At 53.1% G+C, this 13,293-nt stretch carries 12 protein-coding genes; 6 read left to right on the top strand and 6 right to left on the bottom strand.

Annotation, left to right across the window (positions count from 1 at the left end; translation table 11 throughout):
- Positions 1-66 precede the first annotated feature (66 nt).
- From NSU01_RS19510 to NSU01_RS19495, 4 genes are all read left to right on the top strand, one after another.
- Positions 67-414: a four-helix bundle copper-binding protein gene (locus NSU01_RS19510; protein WP_039304665.1), complete on the top strand. Its 348-nt coding sequence runs from the start codon at positions 67-69 to the stop codon at positions 412-414.
- A 213-nt stretch (positions 415-627) separates the two neighbouring features.
- The gene (locus NSU01_RS19505) at positions 628-1,596 is read left to right on the top strand and encodes an ABC transporter ATP-binding protein (protein ID WP_076242980.1); all 969 of its coding nucleotides are present in this window, start codon (positions 628-630) and stop codon (positions 1,594-1,596) included.
- On the top strand, positions 1,593-2,303 hold the full coding sequence (locus tag NSU01_RS19500; RefSeq protein ID WP_042137944.1) for a hypothetical protein: 711 nt from the start codon (positions 1,593-1,595) through the stop codon (positions 2,301-2,303). Before NSU01_RS19505 ends, NSU01_RS19500 begins: the two co-directional genes overlap by 4 nt.
- 247 nt (positions 2,304-2,550) lie before the next feature.
- Positions 2,551-3,015, top strand: a complete 465-nt coding sequence (locus NSU01_RS19495) for a hypothetical protein (RefSeq protein ID WP_042137943.1) — start codon at positions 2,551-2,553, stop codon at positions 3,013-3,015.
- A gap of 86 nt (positions 3,016-3,101) precedes the next feature.
- Here the strand turns inward: NSU01_RS19495 and NSU01_RS19490 are convergent, their stop codons facing one another.
- The 3 genes from NSU01_RS19490 to NSU01_RS19480 all read right to left on the bottom strand — a co-directional run bounded on the left by NSU01_RS19490 (position 3,102) and on the right by NSU01_RS19480 (position 8,411).
- Positions 3,102-4,358 (bottom strand): winged helix DNA-binding domain-containing protein, encoded by a 1,257-nt coding sequence (locus NSU01_RS19490; protein ID WP_256703773.1) that lies wholly within the window; start codon positions 4,356-4,358, stop codon positions 3,102-3,104.
- Between the two features lie 141 nt (positions 4,359-4,499).
- Entirely contained in the window at positions 4,500-6,596 is a 2,097-nt protein-coding gene (locus NSU01_RS19485; RefSeq protein WP_144026004.1) for an ABC transporter ATP-binding protein, read from the bottom strand.
- 66 nt (positions 6,597-6,662) lie between these two features.
- Positions 6,663-8,411 carry an ABC transporter transmembrane domain-containing protein gene (locus NSU01_RS19480; RefSeq protein ID WP_076242983.1) on the bottom strand — a complete coding sequence of 583 codons (1,749 nt, stop codon included), beginning with the start codon at positions 8,409-8,411 and terminating at the stop codon, positions 6,663-6,665.
- A 480-nt stretch (positions 8,412-8,891) separates the two neighbouring features.
- Here NSU01_RS19480 and NSU01_RS19475 point away from each other — a divergent pair, with 480 nt between their 5' ends.
- Positions 8,892-9,209: a hypothetical protein gene (locus tag NSU01_RS19475; protein ID WP_042137938.1), complete on the top strand. Its 318-nt coding sequence runs from the start codon at positions 8,892-8,894 to the stop codon at positions 9,207-9,209.
- 128 nt (positions 9,210-9,337) lie between these two features.
- Here NSU01_RS19475 and NSU01_RS19470 read toward each other — a convergent pair whose 3' ends face one another.
- On the bottom strand, positions 9,338-9,853 hold the full coding sequence (locus NSU01_RS19470) for a hypothetical protein (protein ID WP_039304650.1): 516 nt from the start codon (positions 9,851-9,853) through the stop codon (positions 9,338-9,340).
- A 120-nt stretch (positions 9,854-9,973) separates the two neighbouring features.
- On the opposite strand from NSU01_RS19470, the gene NSU01_RS19465 reads away from it, so the two are divergent.
- Positions 9,974-11,722 carry an ABC transporter ATP-binding protein gene (locus tag NSU01_RS19465; protein WP_042137935.1) on the top strand — a complete coding sequence of 583 codons (1,749 nt, stop codon included), beginning with the start codon at positions 9,974-9,976 and terminating at the stop codon, positions 11,720-11,722.
- A gap of 111 nt (positions 11,723-11,833) precedes the next feature.
- Here the strand turns inward: NSU01_RS19465 and NSU01_RS19460 are convergent, their stop codons facing one another.
- A complete protein-coding gene (locus NSU01_RS19460; protein ID WP_076242984.1) occupies positions 11,834-12,277 on the bottom strand; it encodes a DUF441 domain-containing protein in 444 nt (147 codons plus the stop codon).
- A 20-nt stretch (positions 12,278-12,297) separates the two neighbouring features.
- Positions 12,298-13,281 carry a YpdA family putative bacillithiol disulfide reductase gene (locus NSU01_RS19455; protein WP_076242985.1) on the bottom strand — a complete coding sequence of 328 codons (984 nt, stop codon included), beginning with the start codon at positions 13,279-13,281 and terminating at the stop codon, positions 12,298-12,300.
- Positions 13,282-13,293: the final 12 nt, after the last annotated feature.

The raw sequence follows: 13,293 nt of genomic DNA, 5'->3' as shown, positions 1-13,293 counted from the left end.
TTCGTTCCTTTTCTTGCAGGTTAATACATAGGCATACCCTATAATAATTGCAGGAGGTTTAAGGCTATGACCCGAATTCAATATCAGGAATGCATTGATGCTTGTATGAAATGTATGGATGCCTGTAACTATAGCTATGTCTCAAGCCTGAAAGAATATGATTTGGCAGCACTAAGGGAGACTATCCAGCTTGACCGCGAATGTGCTGACATGTGTTCTTTCGCAATCCAGGCAATGACCCGGCAGAGCCCGTTCGTGGTGGAGATTCTCCGGTTATGTGCTGATATCTGTGAGCGCTGTGCGGATGCGAGCAGCAGACATGAGCATATACACTGCCAGAAATGCATCGATGCCTGCCGCAGTGCGGCAATGGCCTGCAGACTGGTAAGCGGAGCTGTTGAGGTATACGCATAATACAGATTTAAGCACTTCCTTATATAAAAGCAGGGGCCAGACAGGTGCGGGAATCATTCTGCACCTGTCTGGCTTTTTTGTATCCGATATTCAGTAATCTGCGAAATCCAACAGGAGAAAAGGAGACTTCCGGCGAATGTAGTAAATAGAGAACTTTGGCTGTGATTCCATGCGGCCTGTGTCCTAAAGTAAATTGATGGAGGCTTTAAGCGGATGTTCCTTCAGAGTACAGACAGAATTAATAGGCCGGAAGATGCGGCGGATGCACCGCCGCTTATTACACTCACCCGGGGAGCCAAGCGGTATGGAGGCCGCCCGGTTCTTCATGAAATATCAATGATTGTCCGCCCTGGCACGGCCACGGCGCTCATCGGCCGGAACGGCTCCGGCAAGAGTACACTGCTCTCCATTCTCGCGGGACTGCTGAGGCTGTCCTCCGGTGAACTTACATACGGCCGTCAAGGGCTGACTACGGGTTATGCGCCCGAAGCGTTTCCGGGACTGAAATTAACAGCAGAAGATTATCTGCACGACATGGGCTGTATTGCCGGGCTCTCCCGGGCGGCAGCGGTATCGCGGGTGAGCGAACTTCTGGATATCTTTAAGCTGGGAGCGTCCCGCAGCCACCCTTTGGCAGGCTTCTCCAAGGGCATGCTGCAGAAGGTCAATCTGATCCAGAGCCTGCTGATCCGTCCGCAGCTTCTGCTGCTGGACGAGCCTATGTCCGGGCTGGATCTTCCGGCGCAGCATACGCTGACCGAACTGCTGCAGGAGCTGAAGTCGGAAGGGACGGCACTGGTCTTCTCCGTGCACGAGCCCCAGACCGTAGAAGCTCTGGCGGATGCCGTGTATGTGCTGCAGGAAGGGCGGATTATCCGGACAATCCATGGAGCAGAGAACCTGCGGACGGTGCCGTCAGTACATATCGTCTACACAGACCTTCCGCCAGTGGAACAACAAGCGGTAATGGCGTTGCCTGGTGTGCTCCATATGCTGCAAGTGCCGGATTCTGCAGGTGCAGCCTGTACAGGATTGACTGTAGAGCAGAAGATGTCGGATACTTGCCTGCAGCAGATTCTTGCCGCAGGAGGTTCAATTGTTTCGGTTGAACGTCTCGGGGGCTTAAGCGGTATAACAGAGTGGATGGACCCGAAGGAAGAGAACGGGAGTGGACGCGGGTGAAGGCTCTCATCGGATATTTTTTGCGCAGCTACAGTGTCTCCCAGCGGTATTTCGGTCCGGTTGCCGGCATTATTATAGCCGTGTTAATTTTGTATTCCTATAAGCCTAATCCTGTAATGAACAGCTACTCCGCTACGGCAGTCTTTCTATTTGTAGCCTGCTGCTGGCTGGGGTTAAGCTTTCTGAATCATGAGCATGCGGTACAGAAGCAGGTGGTTATCGTCCAGCTCCGCAGTGCCCGCCGCTACAGTATCGGCGGTATACTTACATTGGGTCTGCTCACCCTGCTGCTGGACCTCTTCATTGTCATCTATCCGGTGTTGACCGGGAGTTTCAATGAACCGGCCGGGCTGGACCGGATCCTGCTTGCTTTTACCGGACATGCTCTACTTGGGATGTTGGGTATTGCGGTCTCCCTGTACCTGCAGTCCTCGTGGGTGTCCAGAACCAGCTACGCCGCCGGCTTGATGCTGATCACCATCATTTTGTCCATCAGCGCCAGCAAGGTTGCTGAGCTGGTGCCCGGACCCGTTGTCCCGGTGCTGCTGCCGCCCGTATTTCCGGTGATGGATGCAATGATGAATGCGGATACGCTGCCGGTGCCGACCCTGCTTGGCGCCTATGCCCACGCACTGGTATACATAATATTGCTGACCGGATTCTACATTTACCGCTCCGGCCGCATGGACTATAACAAAATAACATGAGCTGTATCCTTTGAACTTGAAGATTTACAGTTTGGAAAAAGTGACGGAGGAGATATTTGGAACTGTAGGAGCGATAGCGTCCGCCTTTGTCTACGGATTTCCACCGCGTACAGCGGTTAAATTCGAGAAATCTGTAGACAACAGCGGCAGGAAGTCCAAATATTCTCTGCAGTAACGGTCATTCCAAAATAGAAATAAAGTTTCAATCTATACAGCTCAAATAAACAGATCAGGAACGGGAGGAAAGATGAAGGATACACAAGTACCGGAGAGTGAACAATCCAAAGAGCTATTTGCTTATTTCGGGCTGGCCGTTTATTATTGCCAGGCGCTGGAGCAGCAATTGACCAATCTGCTGCTGCTGACCAAGCTGTCACAGGGCAAAACGCCAACCGATGCAGAGATATCAGAATTGTATCAACGCAAGCTTAGCAATTCACTCGGCCAGCTCATCAAAGAAATCCAGCATCACTTTCCATTCTCGGAGGAAGAAACGAGCCAGCTTCAGGCAGTATGGAAAGAACGCAACCACATTGTCCATGATTATTTCAAGGAACGGATTCAGGAGACGTTCACTCCGGCGGGACGGGCCCATATGATCCGCGAATTGAAGCGGTTTAAGAACAAGGCAAGCAGACTGGAGATTAAGCTGCAGGGCTATTGTACAGAGATGTATAGCAAGCTGGGGCTTGAAGAAGAGCATATCAAGTAACGCCATTCTATCAGTTCATACCAAAGAGACTCACTCTTTACGCAGATAAACCCTGCGGATAAGAGGAGTCTCTTTACGTTGTGATGTTATTGTGGAGAGGACAGCGCGGATTCCAGCTCCTGCAGCCCGCAGGACTGGACAGTTTCCGGCGCAAACCGGATACCGGATGCTCCGGTTGATCGGGCAAGTGAAGTAAGAGCCTTGACGAGCGCGGGAAGCATGCCCGGAACAAGCGATTCTCCGGTTTCCCACCACCAGCGGACAATGGTAAGAATTCCGCTCTTCTTATCCATCACCGGTTCAAGCCGGGCGATAAAGCGGTCGCCATATAGAAGGGGAAGTACATAGTAACCGTATTCCCGCTCAAGCACCGGCTTGTATACCTCCCAGCGGTAATGGAAGCCAAACAGCTGGCGGATCAGCTCTCTGTCCCACAGCAGGTTGTCGAGCGGAGCCAGCGCCGCTGCGAATGTAATCTCTTGTGTGCCAGTGCCTGTATCAGCGGCGTCTTCCAGCTGCAGTACCGCTTCCAGCTCGGGAGCATCTATTGTCCGCATATACAGCGGGAGCTTGATGCCCTCGACCCGTACCTCCCGGAGCTTATCGCTTAGCAGCAGGCGCTGCACGGCTGCTGTCCGCTCCTTGCTCTTCAGGCCGGAGATTCCGAGCCAGCCGTCCCCGGATTTGTTCCATTGCAGCCCGATGCTGCCGATCCGTCGCAGCACATACCAGTCATAGTGCTGATCCATAGTTACATTCGGATCGCTTGCACTGAGCAGTCCGGCCGGCAGCAGCTTAGCCGTATAATCATAATAACGGCGGGTATGCACCCGGTGGTGAATGGATAGCTCTCCCCAGAAATACATGCTCTCCATCGCTGCCCGGGATAGTCTCGCCGGAGCCCAGGACCAGTCGATCTTCTCTTTGCTCTCCAGATCGAGCGAAGAGAGCGGACCCCGCGAGTTCAGCTCCTCACGGACATGGGTGACCATGGCAGCCATGGCTTCATTGTCCTGATGCCTGGCGGCGGCTTCTCTGCGCCTCTGGAAATAAGGCCAGTCCTCAGTGCAGTAGATCGACATATTCTTGTCCCAGCCGTCAATCAGCAGCCTGTCCTTATAGAGCAGCTCCGTGGCCATTTCCGGCCGGAATCCCGGGAGTCTGGCCTGTAGCACAAGCTCATGATTATGTCCGGCGATGCTGAGCGGATCATATTGGATACAGCCCACGTGGCGGACGAACTCGTGGATGCTCATCTTGCCCTCCTTCAGTCCTCCCGTGACCAGCCGCTGGTGACGCAGCAGGAACAGCCGGGCTTGCCGCTTGCTCAGACTATAGGTCATCAAGTCCTTCACCCCATCCGTATGTATTGCTTTCCATTATACGGAACAAATGTTCTGAACTCAAGCGAAAGAACCCCCCTGAAGCTTCTACAGCATCAGGAGGGCTTGTTAACAGCAGAGAGGCTGGCTGATCCTCAAAGATTAAATCTGCTCCAGTGACGGACGCAGTCCGGCAGCGGAAGTAGAAGAGGAGACAGCGCCTGAGGCCGGTGCCTCCGCACCGTTACCGGCACCGGCACCCAGCTGAAGCTGATACATGCGGAAGTAACGTCCGCCAAGTGCCATCAGCTCATCATGGCTGCCCCGTTCAACAATCTCACCCCGGTGCAGCACCAGAATCTGGTCTGCGCTGCGGATGGTGGACAGCCGGTGGGCAATGATGAATGTAGTCCGGCCCTTCTTCAGCACCTCCAGCGCCTGCTGGATGATGCTCTCCGTTTCGGTATCGATGTTGGAGGTCGCTTCATCCAGAATCAGGATCGCCGGATCGAACGATAACGCTCTGGCGAAGGAGATCAGCTGCCGCTGGCCGGCGGACAATGTGCTGCCTTTCTCAATTACCGGTTCGTCGAAGCCTTGCGGCAGATGGGACAGCAATTTGTCAGCCCCTACTTCACGCAAGGCACGCTCTACACGTTCCCGGCTGATGCGCTCATCCCCGAGACTGACATTCGAGGCAATCGTTCCGGTGAAGAGGTAAGGGTCCTGCAGCACAATGCCCATATGGCTGCGCAGCCACTGTTTCGGCAGATCCTTAACCTCCTGGCCGTCAATAGTGATGCTTCCGGCTTGCGGATCATAGAAGCGGAACAGCAGATTGATGATCGAGCTTTTGCCCGAGCCGGTATGACCGACCAGAGCGACAGTCTCGCCCGGACGCGCCTCGAAGGAGATATCGCGCAGGACGAAGTCTTTTTTGTAGGCGAAGGATACATCCTTGAAGACAACATCACCTTTATAACGCGGCATCGAACCGTCGGTTACCGGCTCTCCAGGCTCATCCATCAGGGTGAAGACGCGCCCTGCGGATACCATCGAGCTGTCGAGGTTCGCCAGCTGGTTGACCATCCCTGTAATCGGCTGGAACATCCGTCCCAGTACATCGACGAAGGCGTAAAGGACGCCCAGAGAGACGAAGGTTGAACCGTCAAGACTGCCGAAGCCGAAGTACCACAGCACGAGCACGAAGGAGAGACTGCGCAGGGAGTTCACCAGGTTGTGGGACGTGAAGGCATTCAGGTTAAGCATTTTGTTCTGGTATTTCAGATAATCATCATTCAGCTGTTCGAATTCCGCACTACTCTGCTTCTGGCGGCGGAAGATCCGGATAATGGACATCCCTTGAATGGATTCATTGATAATGGCATTGATCTCACTAAGGCGTGAGCGGATGATCGTATTGTATTTCGTTGCAATCTTGCGGTAGAGCACAATCCAGACAATGATAATCGGTACGATGAACAAGCTGACAAGACCCAGCTTCACGTCCAATAGGAAGAGGGCAACATATACACCCGTAATATTAATAATCCCTGTTGCGAAGTTGGACAATACAGCAATGAACAGATCCTTGACCGCTTCCGTATCATTGGTGACCCGGGACACCACCTTGCCTGCAGGCAGATTATCGAAGAAATGCACCGGGAGGCGCTGGATATGCGCATACACGTCCGTCCGCAGCTTGCGGATGACCTGGTTGGCTGATGATTGCAGCCAGTAGGTTTTGCCGAACTCCGCAATTATGGAGATAACGAGGAACATGGCGTATAGAGCGACTAGTTTATAAATCCCGGGGAACTCCGGTTTGTAAAATGAAAACAGGTCATCAGCCGACAGTCTGACGGCCGGATAGACCGTTGCCTGATCGCCATATTGGATACGCAGGTTCCCGTCCGAGAAACTCCGTTCGCCTTCGGTCTGGGCTACAGCTTCATTAATGAAATAGAAGCTTCTGCCAGCCTGAAGCAGGCGGATTTCCTGGCCTTTGACTTCATCTGCGGCAAACCGGTCACCGCGCTTGTAATAGTTGTTGTTATATTCAGCAGCATCTTCAGGCGAAGCAGTCTCGAAATAAGGCTTCTCAATCGCGAGCAGGTGATTGTCAATCATACTCTTGGCGATGAAAGGCCCCGCCAGCTCAGCCGCTACCCCGATGGTGAGGAGCAGAAGGGCTGCTATGAATGTTTTTTTGGCAGTCAGTGCGTACTGCAGCAGACGTTTGCCTGTACTCTGTGTCAACGGTGACACCTCCTATATTTCAGAACATTATAATAGATATGATGCACGTTATAACTTGTTTTTGGGTTATTCATTCGTCAGGTTATTCTCAACCTGCTGACGGTCGAACTGCTCACGGTACCAGCCGTTCAATTCAAGCAGCTCCTGGTGGGTACCCCGCTCCGTAATATGTCCTCCGTCAAGCACGACGATCAGATCGGCGTGTTCAATAGCCGAGAGGCGGTGGGTGGAGATGAGCGTGGTTTTACCGCTGCGCTCTTCACGGATGTTCTCGATGATCTTGGCTTCTGTCCTCGCGTCAACAGCAGACAATGCATCATCCAGAATCAGAATATCCGGATTAGAGATGAAGGCTCTGGAGATCGAGACCCGCTGCTTCTGTCCTCCGGACAGGGAGACACCGCGTTCGCCAACCATCGTGTCGAGCCCGTCGGACAAGGTGCCGAGATCATTTTGGAATGCTGCAGCCGTTATAGCCTGCATAATGAGCTCATCGCTGGCTCCCGAATGGCCGAACTGTATGTTCTCGCGTACCGATTTGGAGAACAGAATCTGTTCCTGCGGGACATACCCCATCCAGCTGTGCAGCTGATCCAGAGCAATCTGCCCGATCGGAACACCTGAGATCAATATCTCACCCTGGCCGGTCGGATATTCATGCAGCAGCTGCTTCAGCAGGGTCGATTTGCCGCTGCCGGTCCGTCCAACCACACCGAGTGTCTGGCCCTGCGACAAGGAAAGGCTGACTCCACTCAGGTTGTCGATAGTTGAGGTAGGATACCGGAAGGTCACATCCTTCAGTTCAATAGATGACGGATGTTCTACCGGGGTGGGATGAGGAACATCCTGCACATCAGGTATGGCATGCAGTGTCTCATCGATCCGCTCCAGCGAGGCGCCGCCGCGCTGCATAATGTTAATCAGCTCGCCGATGGCGAACATCGGCCAGACAATCATGCCGAGATACATATTGAAGGAGACAAGATCTCCAAGTGTGATCTGATTGCGGAAGACCAGATAGATTCCGTAGGTCAGTGCAATAATATAACTGAGGCCTACGCAAAAGCGGATCGTCGGCTCGAAGAAAGCATCGACCCGGGCTACGGCCATATTCTTGCGGTATACATCTTCGGTGATATCAGAGAAACGCTTCTCATCCTGGCGTTCCTGCACATAGGCACGGATAACGCGGATACCGGATACGGATTCGAGAACCTGATCGTTCATGTCACCGAAAGCATCCTGCGCCAGACTGTAGCGGTCGTGAATGGCTTTGCCGTAGAAGACCATAGCTATCGCGATCAGCGGAAGCGGGATAACTGCGGCAAGTGTCAGCTTCCAGCTGACCAGGAACCCCATGGCGAACAGCACTACTGTCAGATAGACTGTCGAATCGACGAGGGTCAGCATACCAAAGCCTACGGTAGCCGATACCGCACGGATATCATTGGTGGCCCGGGCCATCAGATCACCGGTGCGGTTGCGCTCGAAGAAAGCCGGTGTCATCGTCATGAGATGATTCATGAAGCGCGAGCGCAGCAGGCGCTCCACCAGGTTTGAACCTCCGAACAGCTTGTGCATCCATATGTAGGTGATCCAGTAAATAATCAGCAGCATGAGCACGATCATGCCAATATATTTCATCAGTGAACCTGCAGTAATGGAGCCGCTGACAATATCGTCGATGGCGTTACCGAGGAGACGGGGAGGCAGCAATTCAAGCACACCTACCACAATTAGCAGTATAAGGCCAATAGCATAGCGCCTTTTTTCCCGGCGGAAGAACCAGCCGAGATCGCGGAGAACGGAGAACAAGGGAAATCCCTTCCTTTCGTGTTGAGAATGTTGTTTGCCGGCTTGGTAAGGAAATTGTGGGGCTTCAGGACAATGGATAACTCTCTCAAAGCATGCAAAAAAGCGTACCATCCGAAAACGGATGATACGCCTGTCATTTACGACTATCATGTCCACGGTGCTTGTCGCAGCACAGAGACATGGAAGAGAATTGCTTAGCCTGAATTCATACGGTACGCGTAACACGCATGATACTCAGGAATTATCCATTACTCGGGCTGCTTCGGTATTCAGTTGTGTGGATTTGCCGACAATAGTTAGGAAATATGCTGGAACAATAGTAAACACCGCGCTCACCCTTTCTTTGATTTGGTAATAACTTGAAGACGATTCGTTATGTTCCGAGTTTATCATCCCCCTTCAAGGATTGTCAAATGTAATTTTGAACAAATTGCGAATAAGCTGTATGATAAAATAAACTTAATCGGGAGGAGTGGAGAGATGAACATGTTAATTAGCACGGAAGCTGCCGCCTGGTTCAAGAGAGAGCTGAGCCTCCAGAATGGAGCGTATGTCCGTTTGTTTCCCCGGTATAGCTCAGGGGGCGGGCTGCATCCCGGATTCTCGCTGGGAATCGCTACAGAACCGCCGGGCCGTCCCGCTGTTCAGTTTGAGCAGGGAAGCCTAATTTTCTATATGGAAGAGCAGGATCTGTGGTACATGGAGGGGTATAGCCTGTCGATTGTCTATTCGGAGGCTGAGGATGATATCGAGTATAAGTATGAGCCTGTGCCGGTCGCCGGAGGCGTAAAGGAATAACCCGGAAGTGAGGAATGGTGCAGGCCCCGTTACGGTGAAAGATGTCAAAATCCCTTGCCAAGTGGCAAGGGATTTTACGTGAGAACGCATAGCGGATAGGCATTCTGCCAACATCAGCTGCTGCGGCTTCAGGGTGAGCTGCGGAATGTTTCTTCTTCCATCGCGAACTCGAAATCATCAATATCAAACACCTGCACCGGCACTCCGCCTTCGATGATACGCTGAATCAGCTCGAATTGGTCGGTGAGAATCGGTACCTGCTCACGTTGGGAGGCCAGCAGCAGCTCCGTCTCGATTGGATCAAAGGTTTCCCCGTAGGAAGCGTTGTCGAGGCTATTGATGATGGTAATCTGCGCCTGTCCGCCGAGCAGAATGCCGGAGCTTTTGGCCCACGGGACATTGAGACAGCGGTTGATCTTCTTGGAATTAAGCGGTTCCTCGAAATAGTTGATCAGCTCGCGGATTCTCAGCTTCACATGCTGGTCATCGTCAGCGTGGCTCATCACCGGCTCATCACTGTCCCGTAGTTCGTACAATTCCATAATAGTAGTGTAAGGCACTATATATTCTACAGGGCTCCGCGGTGCGAGAAGCTGGCCGTAAATCGCCATCATGACGGCTTCCGTCACAAATTGTCTGGGCATCATTATCCTCCTGGATTTCAGGTACTGCGATCGTAACTAATAAAATTATAAAAACACTGCGGAGCGCAAATGTCAACAGTGTCCGGGTAAACCAATTAACGGGAAAGGGCGTAAGAGGCTGTGAAACAATGGAAATCTTATTATACCTTCGTACGGCCTTACATGAAATGGATAGTGCTCACATTAATTATCGGGATGATCAAATTCAGTATTCCGCTGACGCTGCCGATGATTTTGAAGTATGTAGTAGATGATCTGCTGGGCAATCCTGCGTTAACCATTGCTGACCGGGTGTCCAAGCTGATGATCGTGCTCAGCGGCGCATTTGTGCTGTTCGTGATTATCAGAGGTCCGGTAGAGTATTACCGCCAGTATTTTGCCCAGCTGATTACAAGTAAGATCCTCTTCGATATGCGCAATAAGCTGTATGGACATATGCAGCGCCTGTCGCTGCGTTATTACCAGAATACCAAAGTGGGCGAGGCGATCTCCAGATTTATTAACGATGTGGAGCAGTCGAAGAATCTGGTTGAGGTCGGAATGATGAATGTCTGGCTGGACATGTTCACCCTGCTCTTTGCACTCGGGTTCATGTTCTACCTGAATCCGGTGCTGGCGCTGGTCTCGATTGCGATTCTGCCGTTGTACGGCATTGCTGTGAATACCCTCTATAAGCGGCTTAAGGTGCTCACCAAGGACCGGTCCCAGGCGCTCGCGGTCATTCAGGGCTATCTGCATGAACGGATTCAGGGGATTGCGGTGATCCGCAGCTTCACCATGGAACGGGTGGACCAGCAGCAGTTCAAGGACATTAACGGCCGATTTCTGGAAAAAGCGATGGCGCAAACGCGCTGGAACGCTTTTACCTTCGCGATTATCAACACCTTGACGGATATCGCGCCGCTGCTCGTCATTGGATATGGGGGATATCAGGTGATCCAGGGTAATCTGACTCTGGGAACCTTCGTAGCCTTCTTCGGATACCTGGACCGCATGTATGCACCGCTTCGCCGGCTGATTAATTCCTCGACTGTGCTGACCCAGGCTTCTGCTTCGCTGGAGCGGGTGATGGAGCTGATGAACGAGCCTTATGATATCGTAGACGCCCCGGGGGCGAAGCCGCTGCTGGCACCCGCAGGAGAGATTGAATTCAGCGGAGTATGGTTCAAGTATAACGATGAGAACGAGTGGGTGCTGCGCGATATTAATCTGCGTATTGCTCCGGGGCAGACGGTGGCTTTTGTCGGGATGAGCGGGGGCGGCAAGTCCTCGCTGATCAGCCTGATTCCGCGGTTCTACGATATCAGTGAAGGCAGCCTGCGGATGGACGGGCAGGATATCAGAGGGCTGACCCAGGAGAGTCTGCGCAAGGCAGTGGGCATGGTGCTGCAGGATAACTTCCTGTTCAGCGGCTCCGTGCGGGATAATATTCTGTTCGGCAATCCGCAGGCAGGGGAGCAGGAGGTCATTGCAGCGGCGGTGTCAGCTAATGCGCATGATTTCATCATGCAGCTGCCGGAAGGCTATGATACGGAGGTGGGAGAGCGCGGAGTGAAGCTGTCCGGAGGCCAGAAGCAGAGAGTGGCGATAGCGCGGGTATTCCTGAAGGACCCCAAAGTGCTGATTCTGGACGAAGCCACCTCGGCGCTGGATCTTGAATCAGAGCATCTGATTCAGCAGTCGCTGCAGGCCCTCTCCTCAGAACGGACCACACTGATTGTGGCGCACAGACTGTCTACCATAACCTATGCCGATCAGATTGTTGTGCTGGAGAACGGGGCCGTTACTGAACGCGGAACCCATGAACAGCTGATGGCGGTGGAGGGCAGCTACGCCCGCCTGTTCAATGTGCAGCGGCTGGATGGTTAACAGGGTCTCCAAGCGCCAGCAGGGCGTCAACTTATTAGGCAGGACAACAAACAGGCTGCATACTCACCCGATTAGGTGAAGATGCAGCCTGTTTCATCTTTGCGGCGGGGTTCAGATCCGTCCAATCAGCAGCGACAGGATGCCGGCCGCTATCAGCGGACCAACCGGAACGCCTTTGAACAAAGCGACGCCGATGACGGTTCCAATCAGCAGTCCGGCCACAATGGTCGGCTGGCTGCCCATAAGCACCGCGCCGCGTCCGCCGAGATAGGCAACGAGAATCCCGATTCCGATTGCGGCCAGCGATTTCCAGTGCAGGAACGATTGCCCGATCGTCTGCAGCGAGATTTTACCGCTGGCCAGCGGTGTCATCACTCCGATGGTGAGGATGATGATGCCAACGGTAAGCCCGTATTTCTCCAGCCAGGGAAAAGCCTGCTGCAGGCCCAGCACCCGGATCAGCAGCAGAACGACCATGGCAATCGTGACCGGAGAATTGCTGCTGATAACCCCCAGTGCGGCCAGACCCAGCAGCAGTAACGAGGTCATATCCATAGCTTAGAAGCACTCCTTCTCTAAGAAAGCCTTTTGCTCATAATATGATCGGCAATCAGTTTGCCGTGTCCCCGACCGCTCTCGATGAATACCTCATTGGCGTTCCGTCCGGACGCGATAACGCCTGCGACATAGATACCGGGAATATTGCTCTCCATCGTAGAAGGATTGAAGGCAGGTTTATCGAGGGACTCATCCATCAGCACACCTGCTGAGGATAACAGGGTTCTGCTCGGACGGAAGCCGGTCATGGCAAGGACGAAGTCATTATCAAGGATGCGGGTCTCCCCGCTGCCTGCCGTGACCACTGCAGAAGACGGGGTGATTTCCGTTACCCATGACTCCAGATGAAGAGTAATGTTCCCTTTCTGGACCATGCTCTCAAAAATCGGACGCACCCATGGCTTAATATTCTCCGAAATACTGCTTCCACGGTAGACCATATCCACCTTGGCACCGACCCGGATGAGCTCCAGAGCGGCATCAACCGCCGAGTTGCTTCCCCCGATGACGGCAACCTTCATGCCGGAATACGGATGGGCTTCACCGAAATAATGGGTTACTTTGGATAGCTCTTCCCCGGGAATCCCGATCATATTCGGCTGGTCGAAATAACCGGTTGAAATGACTACATTCGCGGCGCTATGGTGCTGCTCTTCTCCGCGCTTGTTGCGTGTATGTACGATGAAGCTGCCATCCTCCTGCGGCAGAACGGACAGTGCCTCCTCATAGGCGGCGATGTCGAGGCCATACTGCGCGGCAGCGCGGCGGTAATAGACCAGGGCTTCATGGCGGTATGGCTTGTCGTTCGGGGAGGTGAAGGGCACATCTCCGATTTCAAGCAGCGGGGTTGTACTGAAGAACTGCATATTCGTCGGATACAGGTAGATAGAATGGACAATAAAATTCTTTTCAATGATCAGGCTGGAGAGCCCCTGGCGCTGGCATTCTATAGCTGCAGACAGTCCGCAGGGACCCGCACCGATAATAATTACGTCTTTCATAATAGCTGCATC

Source organism: Paenibacillus sp. FSL H8-0259 (genome assembly GCF_037963255.1).
Lineage (GTDB): Bacteria > Bacillota > Bacilli > Paenibacillales > Paenibacillaceae > Paenibacillus_AQ > Paenibacillus_AQ phytohabitans.
This window is presented reverse-complemented; position numbering and strand designations above follow the sequence as displayed.